Genomic DNA, 24,401 nt, shown 5'->3' with positions numbered 1-24,401 from the left:
CACTCATACGCAGTTTTAGTCGAATTCGATCTAGCAAAATACAGACGCGCTCAATTCAATAATGTTACATCTTGCACTAAGGCTTTCCAGAGAACCTTTAAACGCTTCTCCGAAACCGGCGTTCGGGTGCCCATATTCTGAGCAAACAGCGAAATGCGCAGTTCCTCCAGTTGCCAACGATAATCCATTACCAGCGGGTGACGACGATGTTTGTCTGGCAGCTTCTTAACAAACTCTGAAAATTGCTGCTGCAGCGGCTCAAGCACCAAGGTCGACTGCCGATCTCGCTGATAAGCGCCGTCCAGTTTACTAATCCGCTGGGAAATTGCCTGTAAATAACGCGGGTATTGCGCCAGTTCATCGCGACTGAGGTCGGTGATAAAGCCATCAAAAAACAAGGCATCTAACTGACGGTTGATGTCGTTGATACTATGGATCCAGCTAAGCGAATTCAGCTTTTTAAGGCTGCGACGAATATCCGCGTAATTGGCCAGTATTTTATTTAACAGCTCAGCACAGGCCTCGGCATCGGCAACAAAGCCAGCGCGGCCCCGCTCCCAAACTTGTTCAAATTCCACCTGGGTGTGGGGCAAAGCATCCTCGGTCAAAGCAAAGCAATTTTGGCTTGCAGCGAGCAGACAATCTTCCAACCAGCGCTTTTTTTGCTCACCCACCGCTGACAATTGTAATTGGGCCGTGTTGCTGCGAAACAAGCTCGCCCGCAAGCTCTTGCACTGCTGCACCAAGCGCAATAAGAGTAGGCGCTGAACGCCGCGCAAATTTGCCTGTCGAGCTTCGGTCTCGGTCTCGGCAAGACTTAACTCAACACTCTCGCCCTGATCCTGCAAACAGGGATAAGCGACCAAGGTTGCTCCGCCCTGCTTAAATTCATAACGAGACTCCAAGCGATCAAAATCCCAGCTAGTAAGCACCTTGGTTTCAAAGCCACTACCACGCTCTTCAGCAATGCCCTGCTGCACCTGCACCGCAAGCTCGGCGCACAGCGCCCGCAAATCGCGGCTTTGGGCCAGTAATTTGCCGGCGTTGTCCAGCACCCGAATATTCATGCGGTAAAAATTATCGATGTTATTGCGCGACCACTCGGCCACATCGATTTGCAGGCCGCTGATTTTGCGCAGCGCGTCCGCCAAGCTGGGCAACAGACCCACGTCATTGACCGCGAGCATTGGCAAGGCCTTGTCGACAAAATCTGGCACCGGCACCAATTGTTTGCGCTGGGCTTTTGGCAGATTTTTGAGCAGCGCAATGCACTTGTCTCGCAACAAGCCAGGCACCAACCATTCTAAGCGCCCCTCGGGTAGCTTTGGCAGATTCGCCAGCGGCACAGACACACTAACCCCGTCGGCGGGATGATTCGGCTCAAAATGATAGCTCAGCGCCAGTATCATGCCGGCGCAGTGCAAGGTATCTGGGAACTGCTCCTCAGTGACATCGCTGCCTGCATGACGCATTAATTCGCCACGGCTCAAAAACAACGTGCGCGGCGCCGCCGTCGTTTTTAACCAACTCTCGAGATGCGCCGCGGTAATGATGCCGTCTGGAATACGTTCGTCGTAGTAACGGAATAACTCATCGTCGGATATGAGAATATCTCGCCGCCGAGCCTTGTCTTCTAGCTCACCAATCTCCGCAATCAGCTTGCGGTTGTGGCGAAAGAATTCCGCTTTACCCAGATAGCGCCCCTCCACCAAGGCTTGGCGAATAAGAATTTCGCGGCTTTCTACCGGCGAGATAGGGCCATAGTGCACCCGCTTTTTATCGCGAATCAGCAAGCCGTAGAGCATCGTCTGCTCGAAGGCCATCACCCGACCACTGCGACTATGCCAATGGGGTTCGTAATAGCTGCGTTTTAACAGCTCGTCGTTGATGCCAAACACCCACTCGGGATCGATTTTAGCGACACAGCGCGCATAGAGCTGGGTGGTTTCCGCAAGCTCGGCAGCCACAATCCATTTTGGCGCTTTCTTAAATAACGAGGAACCTGGGAATATCCGCAATTTGCGGTTGCGCGCACCGAGATACTCCCGCTCTTCATCTTTGCAGGCTATCTGGCCCAAAAACCCCGGCAACAAGGCGCGATGAATACTGTCAAAATCAGCGGGCTCGCGATTGACCGGCAGCTTTAGTTGCCGACACATCAGGGTGATTTGGTGGTGAACCTCACGCCACTCCCGCATCCGCGTCCACGACAAAAACTCCCGCTGACAGAGTTTGCGCCACTGGCTGGCCGACAATGCTTGGCGCTGCTCCTCGGCGTAATCCCACAGGCCGACAAAGGCCATAAAATCGGAATCTGGCTGCCAAAAGCGGCGGTGTTTTTCATCGGCAGCTTGCTGCTTATCCGCGGGACGGTCGCGAGGATCTTGAATACTTAGCGCGCTGGCAATAATCAGCATTTCCCGCAAACAGCCGCCATCGGCTGCGGCCAGCAGCAAACGGCCAATACGTGGGTCAACTGGGAAGCGGCCCAGCTGTTGCCCTAATTTATTCAGTTTACCGTCACGCACCGCGCCTAATTCGGCCAACAGCGCAAAGCCGTCGTTCACAAACTTATTGTCCGGCGCGTCCACAAAGGGAAAGGCGCTGATATCCCCTAGTTTGAGCTGAAGCATTTGCAGTATAACGGCGGCAAGATTGGTACGCTGAATCTCTGGTTCGGTATACACCGGTCGACTCAGGTAGTCGGCCTCGCTATACAAACGATAAGCAATACCCGCAGCCACCCGTCCACAGCGACCGGCGCGCTGATTTGCGCTGGCTTGCGATATCGCTTCAATCGGCAAGCGCTGAACTTTGCTACGCACGCTATAGCGACTAATACGCGCGGTGCCACCATCGATTACATAGCGGATTCCGGGCACCGTCAGCGAGGTTTCGGCGACGTTGGTCGCTAATACCACCCGCCAGCCCCGCCGCCCGCGCAATTCAAAAATCCGCTGTTGCTCGGCGGTGCTCAGGCGTGAGTACAGTGGCAAGACCTCTGCCCCCGGCAAATCGGCCTTGCGCAAATGACGGGTCACATCGCGAATATCCCGCTCGCCGCTGAGAAACACCAAGGTGTCGCCGCTACGCTGGGCACCCTCAGCGATTAATTCGCGCAATACCGCTTCTACCGCCTCGCCAATATCATTGTCGGCACTCAGTTCCTCTTGGGGCCGGTAGCGATACTCAACGGGAAAGCTGCGACCAGACACCTCAATAACCGGCGCATTATCGAAGTGTTCAGAAAAGCGCGCCACATCAATCGTTGCCGAGGTGATAATCAGTTTTAAATCTGGCCGCTTGGGCAGCAGGGTTTTTAAATAGCCCAGCAAAAAATCGATATTCAGACTGCGCTCATGGGCCTCATCAATAATGATGGTGTCGTATTCGCTTAAAAAACGGTCGCGCTGAATAGCCGCCAGCAAAATACCGTCAGTCATTAATTTGATATAGCTATTGGGCGAGCTAACTTCTTGAAAGCGTATTTGAAAGGCCACGCCGTCACCCAGGGTGGTATCCAGCTCCTCGGCCAAACGCTGGGCCACGGCCCGCGCAGCCAAACGCCGGGGCTGAGTATGGGCGATTAAACCGGTAACCCCACGGCCCATAGCCAAACAAATTTTGGGGATTTGCGTGGTTTTACCCGAGCCGGTCTCCCCCGCCACAACCACGACTTGGTGAGCGGCGATGGCCGCGCGAATATCGTCGACCCGCTGGCTAACCGGCAAATCTGGCGGATACGCCACCGTCGGCAAATTTGCACGCCGCTGCAGAACTCGCGCCTGCGAGACCGTAAATCGCTCGACCAGTACTGCCAGCTTTTGACTAATGTCAGTGCCCGCCGCCGCTTGCTGCAGCAATTGGCGACAGGCGCGACCAAGCGCGAAGCGGTCCGCTTGCAAACAGCTCTCTAGCTGGCTCATTAGCGACTGCGGGTCCACTGCTGCAACAGCGGCTGAGCTTATTTCTGATCGAGTTTCAGACATACATTCCATTAAAAACAAAAAAGGCGCCATTTGGCGCCTTTTTACGATTACATAACAGCTAAACGATTATTTGTTAGCCTTGGCAAGCTTGGCAAGCTCCTCGTCGCGAAGTGAGCGACGCAATACCTTACCCACATTGGTCTTAGGCAGCTCGTCACGCACTTCAATATACCGAGGCATTTTATAGCCGGTGAGGCGTTCACGCAAAAATGCTTTTAGCTCAGTCACATCAATATCGCCTTTTTTAGCCGCGACAAAGATTTTAACCGCTTCCCCAGACTTCTCATCAGGCACACCAATTGCCGCACATTCAGCAATATTAGGGTGTCCGCTCAAAACGTCTTCAATTTCATTGGGGTAAACATTAAAGCCAGAGACGATAATCATGTCTTTCATGCGATCGACAATGCGCATATAGCCATCTTCTTGCACAACAGCAACGTCACCCGTGTGCAGCCAGCCATCGATAATGGTCTTTTCGGTCTCGTCGGGACGCTGCCAATAACCCATCATCACCTGCGGGCCACGCACGCACAATTCACCGCGCTCACCAACGCCCTTATCGACACCTTCAACTACAATGCGGATATCCGTGCCAGGCAAGGCCACACCTATCGTACCGATTTGGTTATTGCCGCCGGGATTAATAGACACGACAGGCGAAGTTTCGGTCAGACCATAGCCTTCGTAAACCTCTGCACCAGTGACTTCCATCCATTCTTTGGCTGCGCCTGCGGTTAAGGCCATACCACCAGACATGGTGGCTTTCACCGAGGAAAAATCTAAAGCCCGAAATTCGTCGTTATTGCACAGCTGCACAAACAGGGTGTTAATCCCACTCATCCCACTCCAGCGATAGCGCTTCATTTCTTTAATCACACTGCTAAGGTCACGGGGATTAGCAATTAACACGCCGTGGTTGCCCTGTAACATGACGCAGAACGACAGCATAAAAGAGTAAATATGGTATAGCGGCAGTGGCGACAGGAAGGTTTCTTCGCCTTCTTTAAGACCAAAGCTTTCAAACAGATTCTTACTCTGCAGAATATTGGCCATCAGATTGCGGTGGCTAATCATGGCGCCTTTCGACACACCCGTTGTACCACCGGTGTATTGCAGCAATGCAACTTCTTCAGCACCAGGGTTTGCTTGGGTAAATTGTCCGCTCTTGCCCTTGGCTAAAACACTGCGATATTTAATCGCATTTTTAAATTTAAACTTGGGTACCATCTTTTTAACGTGTTTAACGACATTATTGATGAGTAGCCGTTTTACCGTTGGGTGCAAATCGCCAATTTCAGTAACAATCACAAACTCGACTGGGGTTTCGTCGACAACCGCTGCCGCCGCTTCGGCAACATTGGCAAGGACGATCAGTGCTTTGGCGCCGGAATCATTTAGCTGGTGTTTTAATTCACGCTGGCTATAGAGCGGGTTGGTGTTCACCACGATCAAGCCGGCGCGAATAGCGCCAAAGAGCGCTACCGGGTATTGCAGAATATTGGGCATTTGCAGGGCAATTCGATCACCCACCCGCAAATTGGTGTTTTTTTGTAAATATGTCGCAAACTGCGCAGAGAGCTTATCAAGTTCGTTGTAAGTGATGGTTTCGCCCATACAGGACATGGCAGGCAAATCACCAAATTTGCTGACACAGTAATTAAACATCGCCCCCAAATTCGCATGTTGCGTCAAATCCACATCGTCAGGCATGCCCACTTTCGCGCGTGCTGCTTTAATAACTGCTGCAATACTTTCCATTTCTGCTGACAAAGTCGCCCCCTAGTATAGTGCTTGTTGTTATTGGCGCCGCACCCAAAAAATTCAGGCAAGCCGACCACTGATATTCAGCTAGGCAAGCTATCGACATTTGTATTCACTGTCAACACTAGCTATTTGCTGTTTTGACCTCTGCGGCCCGATATTGGTCAGGATCGATAAACATCAATTGCAATACCAATGCTCCTGGCCGCCGCAAATCCGCCCCAAGTACCAGCGCATTCAAGACCCCGTCAATTTGAGTCAGCGCAGGAATATTGAAGAGTAGCTGGCCACCCTCGTCGTCGCTCATCACCAGCGGCTCGGTTTTTGCGTTAATAACCTTAGCAAGTTCTGCCGTTAAAAATAGCAGATGCTCTTTAAACGCACTGAAATTCAAATTGCCTCGGAACTCTTGGGGCAATAATTGCAGTTTTATGCGCATTGTCGACTTATCTGGCATTGCCATATCGGACAGAATCAATTCTCGCCCCGCCTCCAACTCGCGGAAATAGCGCTTGGCTTCGGTACGTCCGGCATCGAGTAGGCCAGTCTTAAAAAGCGTTGCCGCTATAGCCAGTACACTCGGTGCATCCATTTTCACTTTCATTAATTATTGGTCCGTATTGTTAAATTTATTTGAGCTCAGACCATAAGCTTACTTTCTGAGCTTTAATATCTCTATATCTGCCAAGCGATGGCAGGCCGCCTCAGTGTCCACTTTTGTCGGTCGCAACCACGGCGGATTGGCACTGCATGCCGGTTCGGCCATTGGGCAACGCGGCGCAAACCGGCAGCCACTGTCCGTGGCCAATGGTGCCTTGTGACCCGCTGCTTTGCCAGTATTGGCAGCGATAACCTTCCGCGCCTTAATATTGCCATCTAAATGCGCCGCCAATAGTCGTGCGGTATAGGGGTGTCTAGGCCCCTCAAACAAGGCTGGGGTTGGCCCCAGTTCCACAATCTCACCTAGGTACATTACCGCTGTGCGCGTGGCCAAAAATCGCACCACCGCCAAATCATGGGCTATAAATAACATAGCGGTATTGTGCTCAGTTTGCAGCTCTTGTAATAAATTAATAATTTGCGCCTGCACCGACACGTCCAATGCGGAGACCGGTTCGTCGCAGATCACCAATTTTGGCTCGGCAATAAATGCCCTTGCTATGCCAATGCGCTGGCGCTGTCCCCCGGAGAGTTCATGAGGGTAACGCTCACCAGCAGATTGGGGTAAACCAACCCGCTCTAGCCAATAACAAGCCTTGTCACGCGCCACAGCCCCTGTCACGCCTTGGCTCCACAGCGGTTCCTGCAGGCTGGCGAGAATCGTCATTCGCGGGTTCAGACTGGCGTAGCTGTCTTGGAATACCATTTGAACCTGGGTGGACATCGCTTTAAATTGGCGACGACTATAATGACGTGGCATAGCTTGCCCGCCAATAATCAAGTCCCCCGCCGAACGCGGCTGTAAACCGGCAATAATTCGCCCCATGGTCGATTTTCCGGAGCCACTCTCCCCCACTAGGCCCAAAACCTCACCGGCCTTAATGTCGAGGTTAACGCCGTCGACTGCCGCTAATAAGCCCTCACCGCTAGCAAAGTGACAGCGTAACTCCCGCAGCTGAACAATTGCCGCACTCATTGCTCGCTCTCCCGCCAGCGCGCCGGGTGTTCAGGGTGCCACAACCAACACCGGGCCTGATGTGCCGCGGTGGATTCGCAGGGAAAATTCGGCGGCAACTGATCGCAAATTGCCATGCGCTCACAGCAGCGCGCCGCAAAACCGCAACCCTTAGGGGGGTGGCGTAAGTCCGGCGGGGTTCCGGCAATTGCCTCTAGGCGATGCGGGTTTTCCATATTCGGTACCGCACGCTTTAGGGCCTGGGTGTAGGGGTGGGCCTCGCGGCTAAACACATCCTGCAACGAGCCGGTTTCGACAGTTTGACCGGCGTACATCACCGACACCGAGTCGGCAATTTCAGCGACCACACCTAGATCGTGGGTAATAAATAACATCGCGGTGCCGCTGGACTCTCGCAATTCCCGCAAAATACTCAGCACCTCCGCTTGGACGGTAACATCGAGGGCGGTTGTTGGCTCGTCGGCAATCAATAACTGCGGTTCACAGACCACGGCCATGGCGATCATGGCGCGCTGTAACATGCCCCCAGAAAACTCGAAGGGGTATTGCGCAGCGCGCTGGGCGGGGTTGGCAATGGCCAGACGTTCCAAGAGCGCAATGGCCCGCATACGCGCCTCACGCTTCGACAAGCCCTTGTGAATGCGCAGGGGCTCGGCAATTTGACTGCCTATGGTCTGAGTGGGGTCGAGGGCGGTCATGGGGTTTTGAAAGATCATCGCGATCTCATTTCCCCGTATCCGACGCCATTCGCGTTCGCTCAACTGACGCATATCGCGACCGGCAAAGTCCCAGCGCGCAGCATTGGTCTGCGCGGTAGGCGGCATTAAATTCAATAGACTCATGGCCGTTACGGATTTACCGCAGCCCGACTCCCCCACCAAGGCTCGGCACTCGCCCGGCGCCAAACTCAGGGATACATCACGCACTGCTTGCACCGGCCCGATACTCACCTGCAAATTGTCCAGCTCGAGTAATTTCATGCCTTTGCCACCCCCGCCCGTCGATCGGTGGCATCTCGCAAGGCGTCGCCGAGTAGATTAAAGGCCAACACCGACACACTGATAAACAGCGCGGGCAGCAGCAATTGCCGAGGGTGGGACAATAAGGTTTTTATGCCGTCATTACACAACGCGCCCCACGACGTGGTCGGCGGCGACACGCCCATACCAATAAACGACAAGAAGGCCTCGGTAAAAATCGCTTGGGGAATAGCAAAGCTAAACGCAACCAAGATCATTGGCAGGACATTGGGAAGCATATGCCTAAGGATCACGCGACTGGTGCTGACCCCCGCTAGCTTTGCCGCCTCAACAAAGGCTTGACCACGCAAAGCCAGCACCTGGCCGCGAATGAGCCTGGCGCTTCCTGGCCAGCTCAGCATTAGCATGGCAACAATCAACGGCATAATGCCGTTTTCACCCGGGCCAATACCAAAGGCAACGCGAAATAAAATCATAAACAGTAAAAATGGCAGCGCGACGACAAAATCGACAAAGCGCATGGCAACTTGATCTACCCAGCCCCCGGCCAAGCCCGCAATTGCACCAAATATGCAACCAAAACTGATGTACAACAACGGCGCCACGACCCCAACAAACAGCGAGGTGCGACCACCCGCCATCAATCTGGCCAATATATCGCGCCCCAATGCATCAGTGCCCAAAGGGTGTCCGGGCATTTCAAGCCATTTGGCCTGGCGTCCCGACTTGCCCACCGGCACCAAACCTTGCAGTTGCGCTTCAAACAAAGATATTGCCGCTTCGGGACGAACCTCACGTGCCAGCAACAGCAAACCGCTATCCGCATCGGCAATGGTATAGCGGTAGATCTGATAGCTAAGCTGTAATTGATCCTGATAGTAGGCCTTATCTGTTTCTGCAATCGCCAAGCCCAAACCCGCCTTGTGGGCAGAGGCGCGGTATATACGGTAACGTCTAACCCCCTCTATCTGCGGCCATTGCAGACGGACAAACTCGGTATTGGCATCATGCACTACCAAACTCTGCGGCGGCTCGCTCACAGGCGGCTGCCACGGGCCGTTATCGCGGATTAAACGCACCGAATGCGGGCCGCTGGGACCAGCTGATATTTGCGAGAGCCACTGCTGCGACGGATCTTGACCCCACACCAGTGGCCCGATGCTCACAAACAATAATAGGGCGACTACCACCAATGAAGATAACACCACGGCGGGGGTTGCCATTTTCGGCAGAGGGACCGGAGCGATCTGTTCAAGATCCGCACTCGCCCAGGTGCGTCGCGCAAAGCGGAACACTGACATCGCCATTAGCGACCACCCCCGCCATGGAGCCGAATACGCGGGTCAATTAGGCCATAACTGATATCCACCAACACCACCACCAAGACTAAGAACGCGCCGTAAAAGACCGTCGTACCCATGATCACGGTGTAATCCAATTGCTGAACCGCTTGCACAAAGTAGCGCCCCAGACCGGGAATCGCAAAAATTAACTCCACCACAAAACCGCCCGTAGTCACCCCGGCAATCGTCGGCCCCAATTCAGTAACCACCGGCAATACCGCGTTGCGCAATTGATGATGCCAAAACAAGCGCAAACCATGGACACCCTTGGCCTTGGCTGCGGTGTTAAAATCTGCGTTTAAGACCTCCAGCATTGAGGCGCGCATAATCCGGCTCAAATACGCCATGGTGCCCAAGCCCAAGACCAGCGCCGGCACCCAAATATGATTGACACTTCCCCAACCGGCCACTGGCAGCAAGGTTTTGCCTGCGGCATTATTCATTGCCACAATAATTAACTGCGCCAAGCCAGCAATGACAAAACCCGGCACGGATATCGCGGCAATAACCCCGATCATCACCAAACGATCTGGCCAACGATTCCGGTAATAGGCTGCCACGGTGCCCGCCGCCACCCCGCCAACCAAGGCAATCAGCACAGCGGCAAGTCCCAAAATAGCTGAAATGGGGAAATGCTTACTAATAATGTCGTTAACTTTGCGGTTTTCTTGGGTAAAGGAAATACCAAAATCACCCTGCAGCATATTGCCCAAAAACAACTGGTACTGCTCAATCAAAGGTTTGTCTAAACCGTAGCGCGCCTCTAACTGCGCTCTCACTGCAGGTGACATGGCCTTTTCTTGGGTCAAAGGATCACCCGGCACCGCGTGCATGGCAAAAAAGGTTGCTGTTGCGATAAACCAAATGGTTATCGCACCGGACAAAAGTCGCTTAGCAATAAATTTCAGCATGGTTTAGCGCTCGATCCATGCATAGCGAAACAAGGGATCGCCGCCAAAAATATTGCGGCGCACGCCGCGCAACCGCGGGTTTTGCACATACAGTGCGCCGTTTTCATAGGTGGGTAGTATAGGCACGTCGTCAACCACAATGCGTTGGATCTGGGCCATGGCATTAAAACGCGTACGGGGGTCGTTACTGTTCTGGGCGACACGAATCCAGCGATCATAGAGCGCGTTATTATAGCGGCCACGGTTATTGTCATTCCACGAGGCAAACAAATCGGCAAAGGTCATAATGTCGTCATAGTCTGGCCCCCAGGCCGCCGACACTAAATCGAAGTCGCCGCGCCGCATTTTTTCTAGGCGCTGCTTAAAAACCTGCTGATCAATACGCAGCTCTATACCCAAACCATTTTTAAATAAATATTGATAGTACTCGGCCTCTTGTAAGGCGCGCGGACTGTCTCCTGCCAGCAACATTAACGGCGGTATTTCGCTTATACCCAATTCGGCTTTGGCTTTGCGAATATAGGCCCGCGCCGCGGCAATATCAGGATCAACCCGCAATACCGGGTACTCTTCGCGAAAGCTGCGTTTTAAACCCTTAACCGTAACCGGAAACAATGAATACGCGGGCTGGATACCCGGCAAGCCAATAATTTTATTCACCAGCACGGCGGGGTCAATCAAACGTTGAACCGCTTTACGAAAGGCCCGATTGGCCGTTATCCGACCTTCACGGAAATTAAACTCCAAGAAATAAAGAGAACCGGTGTGAAAATATTCAATATCAAACCCCCGCTTTACCGCCTCGTTTAATAGCCCGGTATCCAGCGGGGCCATGGCAATTTGCTGATCGCGAAATAGATTAAACTGGGAGCTTGGGTCGGCAGTAATATACGGCATATCAATTTCGTTAATCCGCACCGATGCCGAATGCCAATACTGGGGATTTTTACGCAGTTGCAAATGGGCGCCGTGTACCCATTTGGTTAATAAATACGGCCCATTTACCGTGAGTTTATCGGCGTCGGCGGCATAGCGCCCACCCCACTGCGCCAACACATCTTCACGCAGCGGTAAAAACGTCATGAACGCCGTTAAGCTTAGAAAATAGGGACAGGGGCTGCCAAATTCTACTTTTAGTTCGGTATCTGAAATGGCACGCACACCGAGTTCACTTGGGGCGAGCTTTCCCTCATTCACGGCTTCGGCGTTTTTAATTGGATAAAAAATAAACGCGTATTGTGACGCTGTTTTCGGATTTAAAGCATGCCGCCAGGCAAACACAAAGTCGTGCGCGGTCACCGGCTTGCCGTCGCTCCAGCGGGCGTCATCACGCAACCAGAAGTGCGCGCCATCGGCGTCTAATTGCCAGCGCAGCGCCACGCCGGGCGCAAGTTCACCGTCGGGGCCATAGACGAGAAGGCCTTCCATTAAGTGCGCCAGTATAAAACTCGCAATTGTGTCGGTAGCCACCGCACTATTGAGGGTTGGCGGCTCAGTGGCGAGTGCCAAAGTGACCTTTGCCTTGTCTGCATCCACGGCCTGGGTCCACGCCTGACCGGCCACAAGCAGCAAAAAGCACACCGCAAGGCTGTTACACCACCGTTTCCAAATCAACAAAATTTATACACCAAGGTTTTGCTCATATTCACTGTTACAATACTTTCCCTGCTAGTGCTGACATCCACTTTATAATGGCCACCAAACAAAACAATCCCTACTCGATACCCAGCGTAAAACTAGCGTGGGGCGATAATGGCCCAGACTCCAGCGAAATGCATGGTCCCCAGGAAGGCGAGCTTGATAGATGCCGCCATGTATTTTTGTCCCACAATAGACTCGCCGAACGTTGGTCTGCTCTGGACAGAGAAACTGCAGGAAGATTCACTATTATTGAAACAGGTTTCGGCACCGGCCTGAACTTTCTGCTGGCGTGGCAATTATGGCAGCAAACGGCGCCCCCAAACTGGCAGCTTCACTACGTCTCAATAGAGGAGCGCCCTTACTCCGTAGAGCAATTACGCCGCGTCCACGCGAGCTGGCCGGAACTCGCTTCTCTCGCCGCTATACTACAGCACAATTATCCACCGCTGTTACTGGGGCACCACCGTAGATTGTTGAATAGTGCACAACTTTGCTTGGATTTACTGTTTGGCAATGCGCACGACTGCCTTCCCGCCTTGCTTGACGCGCCGAGTTCGGCCGTTAACGATAAACTTAACACTGTAGCGTATGCCGATGCGTGGTTTTTAAACGGCACACCTCTCGCCAACGCGGAAACCAAGTGGCAAGAGCCACTGTTTGCCAGTATAGCCGCACTCAGCAAACCGGGCAGCAGTTTTGCCGCCGCCGCTGATTTTTGGGAACCGGGCTTGCGCGCGCAGGGCTTTAGCCTAGAAAAAATGACGGCGTATGACGGCGCGCAGCAAATCCTATGGGGCCGAGTGCCTCATGACATCGCCAGCAGCACCCCGCAACCCACTCCGGTTAATGTGCCCTGGCATTTACCTGCGCCGAAACAACAGGCTAAACATATTGTAGTCATTGGCGCCGGCCTTGCCGGTTGCAGCACTGCCAACGCGCTAGCGCAGCGCGGCTATCGGGTCACGGTTATTGAACGCCATATGCCCGCCAGCGGCGCATCGGGAAACCCCCAAGGTATTTTGTACACCAAGCTGTCTGCCGCCCCTGGCGACCTAAATCAATTTAACCTCGCCAGTTTTCTGTTTGCCCTCAGTCATTACCGAGACCTATTGAGCCAGGGGCGCATAGATGGTGAACTCTGTGGCGTTCTGCAGCTAGTGAAGTCTGAGCGGGAGATAAAGCAATTTAACAAACTCAAAGTGCTGCTAAATAATCAAGATTGGCTGCAATTTCTCAGCGACGACGAGCTCTACGCCAAGTCTGGGGTCTCCCTTAGCGGCCAGGCATTCTATTACCCCGGCGCTGGCTGGTTATCGCCGCCGAGCGTTTGTCATGCCATGCTCACACACCCCAATATTACACTGCTTAACAATACTGCGGCCTTGGCGCTGGCACACCGCGAGGGCGTATGGCAACTTTTAGACGATCAACAACGCTGTATTCAGCAAGCTGACACTGTCGTTATTGCCAATAGCAATGACGCTAGCCATTTTGCCCAAACCAGCTCCCTGCCCCTGAAAAGCATTCGCGGGCAACTGAGTTATTTACCTGTCGACGCACTAAACCAGTCCCCTACATCCGTGATTTGCCATGAAGGGTATTTAGCGCCAGCGATGGATGGACAGTTTTGTATCGGCGCGAGCTTTGATCTTCACAATAAAGACTGCGCGCTAATGACTGCCGATCACGACTGGAACCTCACGCAACTTAGCCATCTCGCCACCGGCTTGCTTAAACCCGATGCCGCGGCAATTGGTGGCCGCGCGGCCTTGCGCTGCGCGAGCACGGACTACATGCCAATCGTGGGTGCAGTGCCGCGCATTGAGGAATTCAAAAAAAACTACAAGGATTTAACAAAGGACGCCCGCCGCAAAATTCCTATCGCTGCGGCCAATCATCCCAATCTATACATTAATGTCGCCCACGGCTCCCGTGGCCTAACGTCCACCCCACTCTGCGCCGAATTACTGGCAAGTTATATTGCCGATGAGGTTCGCCCACTGCCCAGACAGCTGTGCGAAGCGCTCTCCCCCGCACGCTTTATTATTCGCAAGCTGATTCGCTCCCAGCTAATTTAAATCGCAACAAGACTCGACGCGCTAGCGAAAGACCGCACTATCTGTATGATAGAGACACTAACTTGACGATGATGTCGCCATGCGCAAACCCACTCGACTAGCAAACCGCTTACTTTTTCAATCCACCGCACACCTATTTTGCCTGTTGGCCGCGCTATTTGGCTCGGTTAACGCCCTTGCGGCCAAAAGTATCGACTACACCCTGATCGGCAGCTACCCCCACCAGCCCGCTTTATTCACCCAGGGCCTCGAGCTTTATCAGGGCAGGCTCTACGAAAGCAGCGGCTTGTACGGCCATTCAAAAATTGTGTCGCGCGCCTTCCCACCCAAGCCTCAAGACAGCATTACCGGCACCGTGCTGCCAAGCAACCTCTTCGCAGAAGGCCTAAGCCTATACCGAGGCAAGCTGTATATTCTCACTTGGCGTGCAGGCAAAGGCTTAATAGTGGACCCCCACCACTTTACGTTACTGGGTGTTTTCAACTATGAGGGCCAAGGCTGGGGCTTGTGCGCCAGTATTCATAAGGAGCGTGGTGATTATCTGGTAATGAGTAACGGTAGCGATCAACTGCAGTGGTTCGACGCCAACACCCTCACACTTAGTCACACGCTAAGCGTTAGCGATAATGGCGCCCCGGTGGATCAATTAAACGAGCTGGAATGCCGGGGCGACTACATTATTGCCAACCAGTGGCATGAGCAGCACTTACTTATTATTCACGCCCTCACTGGCGAGGTATTGGCCAAGGTCGATCTCAGCGCCCTCGCCCTTGACGCCGCGCAGTCGACCGCTCTCGACCCCGAGGCTGTAATGAATGGCATTGCCTACGACCCGGGCGACGACAGCTGGCTGGTTACCGGCAAACTCTGGCCCAAGATTTACCGTATTAAATTTGACCTAGACGATCTCAGTACCCCGCAAAAAGCGACCGCGCGATAAGTCATAGGCAAGCCCTTTTCCACCCGCTAGAATGCTAGACTTATTAATAGCACCGCCCAACACTCTGACATTTGGATAAAGCATGACTCAAGCAGCGCCTGTCGCAACAGCAAACCGCACAACCCCCGCAGCCTTCCCCAGTTTTACCTTAATCAGTAGCGAAGAAATACCTGCTCTCGGCGTGAGTATCGCAGAGTACCAACACATTAAAACCGGTGCCAGCCACTACCACATTGCCAGCGACAACCCCGAAAATGTCTTTTTAGTGGCGCTGCGCACCGTGCCCAAAGATTCCAGCGGCGTGGCCCATATTTTGGAGCACACGGCCCTGTGCGGCAGCGAAAAGTACCCTGTTCGCGACCCATTCTTCATGATGATCCGGCGCTCGCTGAACAGTTTCATGAACGCCTTTACCAGCTCGGACTGGACGGCCTACCCCTTTGCCAGCAGCAATCGCAAAGATTTTGAAAACCTGCTACAGGTTTATATGGACGCGGTGTTTTTTTCCCGTCTCCACCCATTGGATTTCGCCCAAGAAGGCCATCGCCTAGAATTCAAAGAGGCGGGCAACCCTGATTCTGAGTTGGAATTTAAGGGCGTCGTGTTCAATGAAATGAAAGGTGCAATGAGCTCAATTTCCAGTCAGCTCTGGCACACGCTCTGCAAATACTTATTCCCTAGCACCACCTACCACTACAACAGCGGCGGTGAACCTGAAGACATTCCCGATCTCAGCTATGACCAGCTCAAGTCCTTTTACGAGAGTCACTACCATCCCAGCAATGCCATTTTCATGACCTTTGGCGACATACCCGCCGCCGAACATCAGGCGCGTTTTGAAGAATTGGGCTTGGCGCGCTTTGAGGCCATCGACAGCCATATTGCCGTCGGTGACGAGAAGCGCTACCACGCGCCGATTCGCGTGCACGAGCGCTACCCCTTGCCGGCCGCTGAAAACAAAGGCGACAAAACCCACATCGTGGTCTCGTGGCTGTTGGGCAAAAGCACCCAATTAGAAACTTTATTGGAAGCCCAGCTGCTAGCCGGGGTTTTACTCGACAATAGCGCCAGCCCTTTGCTCCACGCCCTAGAGACCAGCACCTTAGGGAGTTCGCCCTCCCCCATGTGCGGGCTAGAAGACTCCATGCGAGAAATGGTGTTTGCCTGTGGACTCGAAGGCAGCAGCGCCGCCAAAGTTGAAGAAGTCGAAGCCTTGATTTTAGACACCCTACGCGATGTTGCTAAAAACGGCATTGCCAAAGAGGATGTTGATGCGGTTTTGCATCAATTAGAACTGCAGCAGCGGGAAATCGGCGGCGACGGCTATCCCTATGGCCTGCAACTTATTTTAACGGCACTGGGCAGTGCTACCCACCGTGGCAAGCCCATTGAGCTGCTGAATTTAGACCCTGCATTACAAGCTTTGCGCGAACGAGCGGCAAAGCCCGACTACATTAAACAATTAGCGCAATCGCTAATAGACAACCCCCATCGCGTCACCCTGGTGATGAGCCCCGACGAAAATATTCAGCAGCGCATTGAACAGGCTGAGAAGCAGCGCTTAGCTGACATTAAGGCCAATTTAAGTGCTGAAGAAAAACAGGCCATTATCGACCAGGCGAGCGCCTTAATTGAACGTCAAGCCCTTGAAGAAGATGACAGCATACTGCCCAAAGTCACCTTGGCGGACGTGCCTTTAGACATGCCGGCCCTGCATAGTGAGCACGCTATGTTCGGTAGCCTACCGTATACCCGTTATGGCCGAGGCACCAATGGCCTGGTATACCAACAACTATTGATCGCCCTGCCCGAACTAGACGACGAAGAATTATCGCTGCTGTCGCTCTATACCCAAGTATTGACCGAGCTTGGTCTCGGCGACCAAGACTACTTGCAGATTCAAGCGCGCCAAGCGCAAGTCTGTGGTGGCATCAGCGCCTATACCAGCATGCGCGGTGACATTACTGACGAACAGCAACTAAAAGCCTATTTAGTATTGTCGTCTAAAGCCCTGTTGCGCAACGCTAGCGCGCAAACCCAGCTTATGCGTGACACCTTAGAAACCCTACGTTTTGATGAGTCTGATCGGGTTCAAGACTTAGTTGCTCAGCTCAAAGCCCGCCGCGAGTCCAGCATCACCGGCAATGGCCACAGCCTCGCCATGACTGCCGCCAGCGCAGGCATGAGCCCCATCGCTAAAATCAGTGAGGCTTTGGGTGGTTTAAGCGGTATTCGCCAGCTCAAAAGCCTGAGCGAGCGCATTGACGCCCCTGCGGAATTAAGCAAACTCATGAGCCAACTCGCTGCCATTCACAGCAAAATGCTCAAGGCTGAACGCCAGCTATTGATTATTGCCGAAGCTGACCGTCTCGCCTCTTTGTGTGATGAAATCGCGCCACTTTGGCACGATTTTAATGCGCAAGCCAAAAGCAATTTTAGTTACCCGGCAGTGCGAGAAGTTAAAAAAGCATTTTGGGTGGCTAACTCGCAGGTGAACTTCTGTGCCAAGGCCTATCCTACCGTGCCCTCAGACCATCCTGACGCACCAGTATTAACGGTACTTGCCACCTATATGAAAAACGGTTTTTTACACCGTGTCATTCGCGAGCAAGGCGGCGCCTACGGCGGCGGTGCATCACAAGACTCAAACATCGCCGCCTTCCGTTTTTACTCTTACCGAGACCCGCGCCTTCAGGACACACTGGCTGATTTCGATAAATCCATAGACTGGATGCTCAACACCGCGGTATCGGCTCAGGGGCTTGAAGAGGCGGTTTTAGGCGTGGTCAGCAGTATTGATAAGCCCGGCTCTCCGGCTGGTGAAGCCAAACAAGATCACCACAGCAATGTCTTTGGCCGCACCTTAGCGCAGCGCAGACTTTTTCGGCAGCGCGTGCTCGCGGTCACTGCCGCAGATTTACAACGAGTCTGTGATTGCTATCTTAACAAGGGTGGCGCCAGCGTCGCGGTGCTGAGTAACGCCGCCAAGGCCGCAGAACTCAGCGACTGGTTAGCGGCGGAACATTTCAGTATTGAGCAATTGTAATGCTCACTTGTTTGGAAGCGTCGCCTGTTGAGCCAAGGCTTCGGAGCGCATTTTATTGTATTCGCGCTTTTGCTTGGCACTGAGCAAGGCGTAAAAATCGCGCTGTGTTTTTAGTAAACTTTCGGTATGAGCAGCAGATAAGCGCCCCGCTTCGCTGCTCATACGCAGAATAGCCGCGTTGTCGAGCCGCGCCAAATTGGCCGTGCGAATATTTTGCTGTACCGCAATCAAGCCCGCCCGAACCTTCGCCGCATCTTCCGCGAACCCCGCCATTAAAACCTTTACTTTTTGCTGCTGAGGGTCTGACAAATTTAACTTTGTCGTTAGCTCGTCAAATCGCGCCGCGTCTACGCCCCCAACTTGCGCAACGACCGGAGCTCCACTGCTACTTAGCGCAAGCGCTAACACTAAGGCGTTCAATTTTTTCATTTCAATAAGTCCTAATAGCAATAAACGTATACATAAATCACAAACTGCTGTGTAAGGCGCTTTAGAGCAAAGCGTTAATATGCTCTAAGTCATAACCTTTATACTGTAAATAGCGCATGCATTTAGCCCGCTCTCGGGGATCATCCAAATTAACACCGGCGTATTTTTTCAGGAATACCGCCTCGGCAACTGCGAACCAATCGACATCCTGCTCACTAAATTGTTCAACAATTAGCGCATCACTGATGCCACGCTGTCTAAGCTCGGCGCGAATCCGCTGGGGCCCATAGCCGCCCTGTACCCGCAGGCGAATAAACGAGCCCGTGAACCGCCGGTCTGACTGCAGGCCGTCTGCCGCCAGCGTATCCAAAACACGGTCAAGCTCATCGCTATCAGGAAATTTACGCGCCAGCTTAAGCGCCAATTCGCGGCGGGAATGCTCACGCCGTGCCAGATAATCCATTGCCTTTAAACGCACCGTTTTGGTGTCAATCTGCTTCAAAATACCCGTTTCACCTCAAAATTCAGCCAATCAGCTATAAAAGTGTCGAAATTCCCTAAGCTAACTTCGGCAACTACTTATTTCTTTCATTCTGTGTAACGCCCAAAGTAGGTAGCAAGGTCGAGAGGGAAAAAACTGCGCTATTCGACCCACCCTTTTACTCACGGAGAATGACCCATGTTAAACAAAATTACTAGCAAACTGGCTGCACTGAAAAATGACGAAAGTGGCGCCAGTGCAATTGAATACGCCGTTATGGCTGCCTTACTCGTTGTGATTATCGTGTTTGGTATTAGTTTACTCGGTGCCGGCGACGAAAATGCAGGTATAGGCAAAGCGCTTGGTAACATCGGTGACAAGCTAGAAGCAACTGCGACCCCATAAGCTGCACACTAGCTCCTATGTGGTCATTACCTCTGTTAATTATTATTGGGTATATTGACTGGCAGTATCGTCGAATACCCAATAGTTATTTGTTAGGTCTATTAGGGCTAGGTATTTACTCAAATATTGTATTGGTAGGCGGCGATTTAACGGCAGTAATCATTAATATCATCATTGCACTAGCACTGACGCTACCCGGTTATATCAAGGGCGTGCTTGGCGGCGGCGATGTTAAATTAATGCTAGCAATAACGCCGCTATATGCGCCGCTGCAATTGTTACTGGTGTTTTCTATTGGTATAGGCAGTTTACTGTTGTTAATGACATTCCTCCATATTGCGCAGCGGATGCCATTAACAAAAGCGTATTGCCCGAATATGGCATTTCAGCAAAGTCCCTTTCGGCGGGGCTTACCGCTGGGCACCGCAGTCGTTTTAGGAGCACTAACCTTACATTTCCAAAGCAGTTTTTAAGGTAGCACCACCTCGGTTATACCTTTGTAATATTGAGCACAGCATGGAGCACCGCAATGGCAAGACCTAATTTTTCTCGCGCTATTCAGCAGCGGCAAAAAGGCGCTGTCGCCATCGAATTTGTTTTCATCTTCCCCGTATTTTTCATTATCTGCTACGCCATTATTGTCTATGGCCTCGCGTTCATGCTCGTGCAAAACTTTACCTATGCGAGCGAAGAAGTCCTGCGCGCCGCCCTCGCTTGCGAAGACTGTTCAAGCGTAGAGGAATGGGAAACCCAAATTAACAATATCGCCAGTGTGCGCCTCAAAAAAAATGACGCCGACGGCTTACTCATTTACTCACCCGACTCCTTAAGTTGGGCAAGCGACTGCCGCGACGCCGCAACACCCGCCGCCGGCCAACCTGCCCTAGACGGCATTATATGCGAAGTAACAGTGAGTTCCGCACCACTGCTAGACGGAATTACGATGCCTGGTTTCGGCAAATTGCCTGACTTGCCTAACCTGCTGAGCGGGAAAGCCAGTCTGTTATTTTGACGCCATCTGGCAAATCGAATTGCCGCTAAGAGTAGGTATTTCATGCTCACAACGCAATACGAGGTACTCGCCACAAGACGTATACGTAGCACTCACAATGGCATCACTATGACACAACACTTAATATTAAATCACGACGGCAACAACGAATAGAAAACCGTTATCGACACCTTTCAGGGACACGACTATGCAAGCAAGGACTTTAAAGATTATCGCGGCACTGCTTATTATTAGTGCGGTGTTTATGGGGGTAATCGGCTACAAAATAAGCCAGGAAGACACGTCAAAAAGTCGTGCACTCGCTAAAGCGAGTCCGGCATCCGAGCCTAGTGACTTCACCTATGCGCAAAAGCTCCTTATTGTTAATCGCAGCATGGCAAAGGGCGAAATTATCACCGAAGAGGATGTGCAACTCATCCCCTACCCCCTGTTGATTGAAGATAGTTTCAGTAAGACAGCAGATATTCTCAACCAAAAACTCGAATCCAAAATTCCCGTGGGGGCGGTCATCCGCCAAAGTCACTTTGACAAGCAAAGCATGCTCTCGCCACATATTAACCCTGGCTACCGCGCACTCGCCATCAAGGTAAATGAAACTTCTAGTGCTGGCGGTTTTTTACAACCCGGTGACCGCGTTGACGTTATCTTCACTGCCAGAGCCTCGAAAGATACCTACAACAAAAGTATGTCTCGGCGCTTATTACAGAATATCCGTCTACTTGCCTTTGGTACCGATCTTGAACGTGATGACAAAGCCGTCGTCGTTGCCAACGGTAAAAAACCCTCCCAGTCGAAAGAAGACAAAGTGTCTGGAAAAAGCAGTCGCTCAGCGGTGCTTGAAATTGCCTTGGACGATATCGCCGTACTCAGCTTGGCGGAGGAAAGCGGTGAATTGCGCTTAGTTGCCATCGGTGAAAGTGACATGCTCGACGAGAGCCTAGCGGACGATACCCAGCCCAGCACAATGGATCCCAGTATTGCGGCAAAAAAACACATCAGTGATGCCGATAAAACCGCTTTTATTCGCGATGTTACCGGCCTAAAGCCGCCACCAGCCCCGAAGTCCGTCTATGTCTATAGCGGCGACTCTGTCGAAACCATTAAGGTGAGAAACTAATGAACGCGAGCGAAACCTCAGGCAAAGGAGTATCCATAATGAAAAACGGAATTATTTTCGGCTTGCTTCTCACGCTCATTAGTGTGGCGCAGGCAGCCCCCTACAAGACCTTGCGCATGACGCTGGGGGAACAACAGGCTTTAACAACTCAGCACAGTGTAAAGCGCAGCGCGATTGGCAACCCAGATGTCGCCAGCTTGCGAGTGCTTAACTCTAAGCAGTTTTTAATTACTGCAAAGCAAATTGGCTCTACTCAGCTATTGTTGTGGCAAGGTGGCGGCGAACCAACCACTTTTAAAATTGACGTGATACCCAATATTGCCAGCTCAAGCACCAGCGGCGTGGCCGTCGATGTTGCCGGTGATAAAACCGTCCTTCACGGCAAAACTCACTCCCTTAGCCAACACGCTCAGCTATTAGCCGCCGCGGGTGAGAATGTCGTAGATAACACTGTTCAGCAGGGTGCCATCCAAGTTCAAACGGATATACGAATCATTGAATACAGCCGTTCACAGTTGAAGCAAATAGGCACCGCGCTAGCCTACTCTGGTGGCGACACAGCATTGGCGATGGGCGCCGCCAACTTACTGCCCACCATTTCTGGTATGAGCGAGATCGCATCATTGATGGGCGGCTTGGTTACCTCGGGAAACAGCTCGTCTATTCTCATTGGTCACGCCGGCAAAAACTTTAGCGCGGCGGTCAATGCACTTCAGCAAAATGGCTATGCTTACACTTTGGCGGAACCGTCGTTGGTGAGCCTGTCTGGGCAAACCGCAAGTTTCTTAGCGGGGGGTGAATTTCCCTACCCAGTATCGGGCCAAGACGGACAAGTGCAAATCGAATTTAAAGAATTCGGCGTGCGGCTTCGCTTGACACCAACCATACTAAGTGAAAATAGTATTATGCTAAAAGTCGCGCCTGAAGTCAGTGATTTAGACTTCAGCAGCGGTGTACAAACCAGTGGGGTATCGGTGCCCGCACTGCGAGTCCGCCGAACTGACACCACTATTCAGCTTGCTCCCGGCGAAAGTTTTATTATCAGCGGCCTGGTCACCCGTAACACCTACAACAACGCCGACAAGATCCCCGGCCTTGGCGACATCCCCATTCTCGGTGCCCTCTTCCGCTCAACCCGCTTTGAGCAAGATGACAAAGAACTCGTGATGGTTGTAACACCGCACCTAGTTAAACCCATGGCAAAAAACACCGAACTTAGAGAACTACCTGGGGAAACTTACCAAGACTACACCCCCACTTTCACGTCAATGCTATTCGGCGACCCCCAAAAGGGTACTAAAACACCAAGTACTCGGCCTACCAGCGCCGGTGTCGGCTTCGCTAACTAATGACCAGGCAGGTATATCGCCATGAGATTAATTGAACGCAGAACATCACCGAATAAAGCGGAACACAGTGACGACTACGAAAAGCTGAAATCTGAGCTGCATAAATTCGTGATTGATCGTATTGAAGATGACAAGGTCATCTACGACGACAATCAAAAGAAACTCGAAGAAGCCATTTCCGCGTATATTCGTCAGTACTGCCGAATTTATGAAGCGGTCATTGACCGAGATACGTTCATCGCCCTAGAAAAACATATGTTAAATGAAATCGTCGGCTATGGGCCCCTGCAGGTACTATTAGATGACCCCACCATCAACGACATACTCATTAACGGGCCGCGAAATATCTACATCGAGCGTGCTGGGGTGCTAGAAAAAGCTGATATGCGCTTTTTAGACAACCGCCATGTTTTGCGCGTTATACGCCGCATGATCTCGCCACTTGGACGTCGTATAGATGAATCCAGCCCAATTGTCGACGGCCGTCTTGAGGACGGTAGCCGTATCAATGCGATCGTGCCACCACTTGCCTTAGACGGGCCATGCCTGTCTATTCGTAAATTTAGAAAAGACCCACTCACCGCTCAGGAATTATTGGCAAGCGGCTCTATTAGCGAAGACGTACTCGAATATTTAACCAATGCCGTTGCCACCAGAACCAATATTCTCATCAGCGGTGCAACTGGCTCGGGTAAAACCACATTACTCAATATTTTGAGTCAGTTTATTCCCACCACTGAGCGCATCGTCACTATTGAAGATGCCGCCGAATTACAGCTGCGCAACGGCCATGTAGTACGCCTAGAAACGCGCCCGGAAAATAATGAAGGTGTCGGGGAAGTCACCGCCCGCGAACTCGTTAAGAACGCACTGCGTATGCGGCCAGACCGCATTATTGTCGGTGAGAGTCGCGGCGGTGAGATTCTCGATGTTTTGCAGGCAATGAATACTGGCCACAACGGTTCTATGAGTACCGTTCACGCCAACTCCGCCCGTGATGCAATCACCCGTTTAGAGATGATGGTCGGCATTTCTGGTTTCAAAGGTAGCGGCGACTTGATCCTCAAAATGATTGGCAGCGCCCTGGATTTAGTTGTTCATATTGGTCGTAAAGCAGACGGCCGCCGCTGTGTACTCCAAATAGCAGAGCTGCACGTTATTAATAATGAACTAAGCCTTAAAGATATTTTCATCTACGACGACGCCACCAGAAAGGTGTTGCGCGTTGATGGCGCGAAAAACTCAGCACGGTCTCCAGACCTAGCCCACATCTAAGCCAA

Annotated in this window: 19 protein-coding genes; 9 read left to right on the top strand and 10 right to left on the bottom strand. The window is 52.2% G+C overall.

From position 1 onward, the window contains the following. Positions 1–50: 50 nt before the first annotated feature. The 8 genes from hrpA to HNQ57_RS08040 form a co-directional block, all read right to left on the bottom strand. Positions 51–3,989 carry an ATP-dependent RNA helicase HrpA gene (gene hrpA, locus HNQ57_RS08075; protein WP_226968317.1) on the bottom strand — a complete coding sequence of 1,313 codons (3,939 nt, stop codon included), beginning with the start codon at positions 3,987–3,989 and terminating at the stop codon, positions 51–53. 66 nt (positions 3,990–4,055) lie between these two features. Next, positions 4,056–5,750 carry an AMP-binding protein gene (locus HNQ57_RS08070; RefSeq protein WP_184462432.1) on the bottom strand — a complete coding sequence of 565 codons (1,695 nt, stop codon included), beginning with the start codon at positions 5,748–5,750 and terminating at the stop codon, positions 4,056–4,058. Between the two features lie 127 nt (positions 5,751–5,877). Next, a complete protein-coding gene (locus tag HNQ57_RS08065) occupies positions 5,878–6,357 on the bottom strand; it encodes a hypothetical protein (protein WP_184462225.1) in 480 nt (159 codons plus the stop codon). Between the two features lie 48 nt (positions 6,358–6,405). Beyond that, positions 6,406–7,389, bottom strand: a complete 984-nt coding sequence (locus HNQ57_RS08060) for an oligopeptide/dipeptide ABC transporter ATP-binding protein (protein ID WP_184462224.1) — start codon at positions 7,387–7,389, stop codon at positions 6,406–6,408. Then, positions 7,386–8,369, bottom strand: coding sequence for an ABC transporter ATP-binding protein (locus HNQ57_RS08055; protein ID WP_184462223.1), 984 nt, complete (start codon positions 8,367–8,369; stop codon positions 7,386–7,388). The genes HNQ57_RS08060 and HNQ57_RS08055 overlap by 4 nt, the downstream gene beginning before the upstream one ends. Continuing rightward, a complete protein-coding gene (locus tag HNQ57_RS08050; protein ID WP_184462222.1) occupies positions 8,366–9,676 on the bottom strand; it encodes an ABC transporter permease in 1,311 nt (436 codons plus the stop codon). The genes HNQ57_RS08055 and HNQ57_RS08050 overlap by 4 nt, the downstream gene beginning before the upstream one ends. Next, entirely contained in the window at positions 9,676–10,623 is a 948-nt protein-coding gene (locus tag HNQ57_RS08045) for an ABC transporter permease (RefSeq protein WP_184462221.1), read from the bottom strand. The genes HNQ57_RS08050 and HNQ57_RS08045 overlap by 1 nt, the downstream gene beginning before the upstream one ends. Positions 10,624–10,626: 3 nt before the next feature. Continuing rightward, on the bottom strand, positions 10,627–12,240 hold the full coding sequence (locus HNQ57_RS08040) for a peptide ABC transporter substrate-binding protein (RefSeq protein WP_184462220.1): 1,614 nt from the start codon (positions 12,238–12,240) through the stop codon (positions 10,627–10,629). 74 nt (positions 12,241–12,314) lie between these two features. Here HNQ57_RS08040 and mnmC point away from each other — a divergent pair, with 74 nt between their 5' ends. The 3 genes from mnmC (at position 12,315) to HNQ57_RS08025 (ending at position 18,328) form a co-directional block, all read left to right on the top strand. Next, positions 12,315–14,342 (top strand): bifunctional tRNA (5-methylaminomethyl-2-thiouridine)(34)-methyltransferase MnmC2/FAD-dependent 5-carboxymethylaminomethyl-2-thiouridine(34) oxidoreductase MnmC1, encoded by a 2,028-nt coding sequence (mnmC, locus tag HNQ57_RS08035; RefSeq protein WP_184462219.1) that lies wholly within the window; start codon positions 12,315–12,317, stop codon positions 14,340–14,342. A gap of 79 nt (positions 14,343–14,421) precedes the next feature. Beyond that, on the top strand, positions 14,422–15,282 hold the full coding sequence (locus HNQ57_RS08030; RefSeq protein WP_184462218.1) for a glutaminyl-peptide cyclotransferase: 861 nt from the start codon (positions 14,422–14,424) through the stop codon (positions 15,280–15,282). An 82-nt stretch (positions 15,283–15,364) separates the two neighbouring features. After that, positions 15,365–18,328, top strand: a complete 2,964-nt coding sequence (locus HNQ57_RS08025; RefSeq protein WP_184462217.1) for an insulinase family protein — start codon at positions 15,365–15,367, stop codon at positions 18,326–18,328. Between the two features lie 3 nt (positions 18,329–18,331). Here HNQ57_RS08025 and HNQ57_RS08020 read toward each other — a convergent pair whose 3' ends face one another. Further along, complete coding sequence (locus HNQ57_RS08020; RefSeq protein ID WP_184462216.1) at positions 18,332–18,757, bottom strand: Spy/CpxP family protein refolding chaperone; 426 nt, start codon at positions 18,755–18,757, stop codon at positions 18,332–18,334. Between the two features lie 61 nt (positions 18,758–18,818). Continuing rightward, entirely contained in the window at positions 18,819–19,259 is a 441-nt protein-coding gene (locus HNQ57_RS08015) for a regulatory protein RecX (RefSeq protein WP_184462215.1), read from the bottom strand. 177 nt (positions 19,260–19,436) lie between these two features. On the opposite strand from HNQ57_RS08015, the gene HNQ57_RS08010 reads away from it, so the two are divergent. The 6 genes from HNQ57_RS08010 (at position 19,437) to HNQ57_RS07985 (ending at position 24,396) form a co-directional block, all read left to right on the top strand. After that, a complete protein-coding gene (locus HNQ57_RS08010; RefSeq protein WP_184462214.1) occupies positions 19,437–19,643 on the top strand; it encodes a Flp family type IVb pilin in 207 nt (68 codons plus the stop codon). Positions 19,644–19,660: 17 nt separating this feature from the next. Next, positions 19,661–20,116: a prepilin peptidase gene (locus tag HNQ57_RS08005; protein ID WP_184462213.1), complete on the top strand. Its 456-nt coding sequence runs from the start codon at positions 19,661–19,663 to the stop codon at positions 20,114–20,116. A gap of 56 nt (positions 20,117–20,172) precedes the next feature. Continuing rightward, positions 20,173–20,655 carry a TadE/TadG family type IV pilus assembly protein gene (locus HNQ57_RS08000; RefSeq protein WP_184462212.1) on the top strand — a complete coding sequence of 161 codons (483 nt, stop codon included), beginning with the start codon at positions 20,173–20,175 and terminating at the stop codon, positions 20,653–20,655. 187 nt (positions 20,656–20,842) lie between these two features. Then, on the top strand, positions 20,843–21,772 hold the full coding sequence (cpaB, locus tag HNQ57_RS07995) for a Flp pilus assembly protein CpaB (RefSeq protein ID WP_184462211.1): 930 nt from the start codon (positions 20,843–20,845) through the stop codon (positions 21,770–21,772). 38 nt (positions 21,773–21,810) lie between these two features. Further along, on the top strand, positions 21,811–23,121 hold the full coding sequence (locus HNQ57_RS07990; protein ID WP_184462210.1) for a type II and III secretion system protein family protein: 1,311 nt from the start codon (positions 21,811–21,813) through the stop codon (positions 23,119–23,121). Positions 23,122–23,142: 21 nt separating this feature from the next. Beyond that, positions 23,143–24,396, top strand: a complete 1,254-nt coding sequence (locus HNQ57_RS07985) for a TadA family conjugal transfer-associated ATPase (protein ID WP_184462209.1) — start codon at positions 23,143–23,145, stop codon at positions 24,394–24,396. Positions 24,397–24,401: the final 5 nt, after the last annotated feature.

This window comes from Zhongshania antarctica (assembly GCF_014202945.1).
In the GTDB taxonomy this organism is placed as follows: Bacteria; Pseudomonadota; Gammaproteobacteria; order Pseudomonadales; family Spongiibacteraceae; genus Spongiibacter; species Spongiibacter antarcticus.
The sequence above is the reverse complement of the archived record's forward strand: the minus strand, read 5'-3'. Positions and strand labels throughout refer to the sequence as shown.

What these genes read in the sequence shown, in the direction of transcription:
- HNQ57_RS08060 (WP_184462224.1), bottom strand. Translation starts at nt 7,389, where the DNA reads ATGAGTGCGGCAATTGTTCAGCTGCGGGAGTTACGCTGTCACTTTGCT.
- HNQ57_RS08050 (WP_184462222.1), bottom strand. Translation starts at nt 9,676, where the DNA reads ATGGCGATGTCAGTGTTCCGCTTTGCGCGACGCACCTGGGCGAGTGCG.
- HNQ57_RS08010 (WP_184462214.1), top strand. Translation starts at nt 19,437, where the DNA reads ATGTTAAACAAAATTACTAGCAAACTGGCTGCACTGAAAAATGACGAA.
- cpaB (WP_184462211.1), top strand. Translation starts at nt 20,843, where the DNA reads ATGCAAGCAAGGACTTTAAAGATTATCGCGGCACTGCTTATTATTAGT.
- HNQ57_RS08005 (WP_184462213.1), top strand. Translation starts at nt 19,661, where the DNA reads ATGTGGTCATTACCTCTGTTAATTATTATTGGGTATATTGACTGGCAG.
- HNQ57_RS08045 (WP_184462221.1), bottom strand. Translation starts at nt 10,623, where the DNA reads ATGCTGAAATTTATTGCTAAGCGACTTTTGTCCGGTGCGATAACCATT.
- HNQ57_RS08025 (WP_184462217.1), top strand. Translation starts at nt 15,365, where the DNA reads ATGACTCAAGCAGCGCCTGTCGCAACAGCAAACCGCACAACCCCCGCA.
- HNQ57_RS07985 (WP_184462209.1), top strand. Translation starts at nt 23,143, where the DNA reads ATGAGATTAATTGAACGCAGAACATCACCGAATAAAGCGGAACACAGT.
- HNQ57_RS07990 (WP_184462210.1), top strand. Translation starts at nt 21,811, where the DNA reads ATGAAAAACGGAATTATTTTCGGCTTGCTTCTCACGCTCATTAGTGTG.
- HNQ57_RS08000 (WP_184462212.1), top strand. Translation starts at nt 20,173, where the DNA reads ATGGCAAGACCTAATTTTTCTCGCGCTATTCAGCAGCGGCAAAAAGGC.
- mnmC (WP_184462219.1), top strand. Translation starts at nt 12,315, where the DNA reads ATGGCCACCAAACAAAACAATCCCTACTCGATACCCAGCGTAAAACTA.
- HNQ57_RS08065 (WP_184462225.1), bottom strand. Translation starts at nt 6,357, where the DNA reads ATGAAAGTGAAAATGGATGCACCGAGTGTACTGGCTATAGCGGCAACG.
- HNQ57_RS08070 (WP_184462432.1), bottom strand. Translation starts at nt 5,750, where the DNA reads ATGGAAAGTATTGCAGCAGTTATTAAAGCAGCACGCGCGAAAGTGGGC.
- HNQ57_RS08055 (WP_184462223.1), bottom strand. Translation starts at nt 8,369, where the DNA reads ATGAAATTACTCGAGCTGGACAATTTGCAGGTGAGTATCGGGCCGGTG.
- HNQ57_RS08030 (WP_184462218.1), top strand. Translation starts at nt 14,422, where the DNA reads ATGCGCAAACCCACTCGACTAGCAAACCGCTTACTTTTTCAATCCACC.
- HNQ57_RS08020 (WP_184462216.1), bottom strand. Translation starts at nt 18,757, where the DNA reads ATGAAAAAATTGAACGCCTTAGTGTTAGCGCTTGCGCTAAGTAGCAGT.
- hrpA (WP_226968317.1), bottom strand. Translation starts at nt 3,989, where the DNA reads ATGTCTGAAACTCGATCAGAAATAAGCTCAGCCGCTGTTGCAGCAGTG.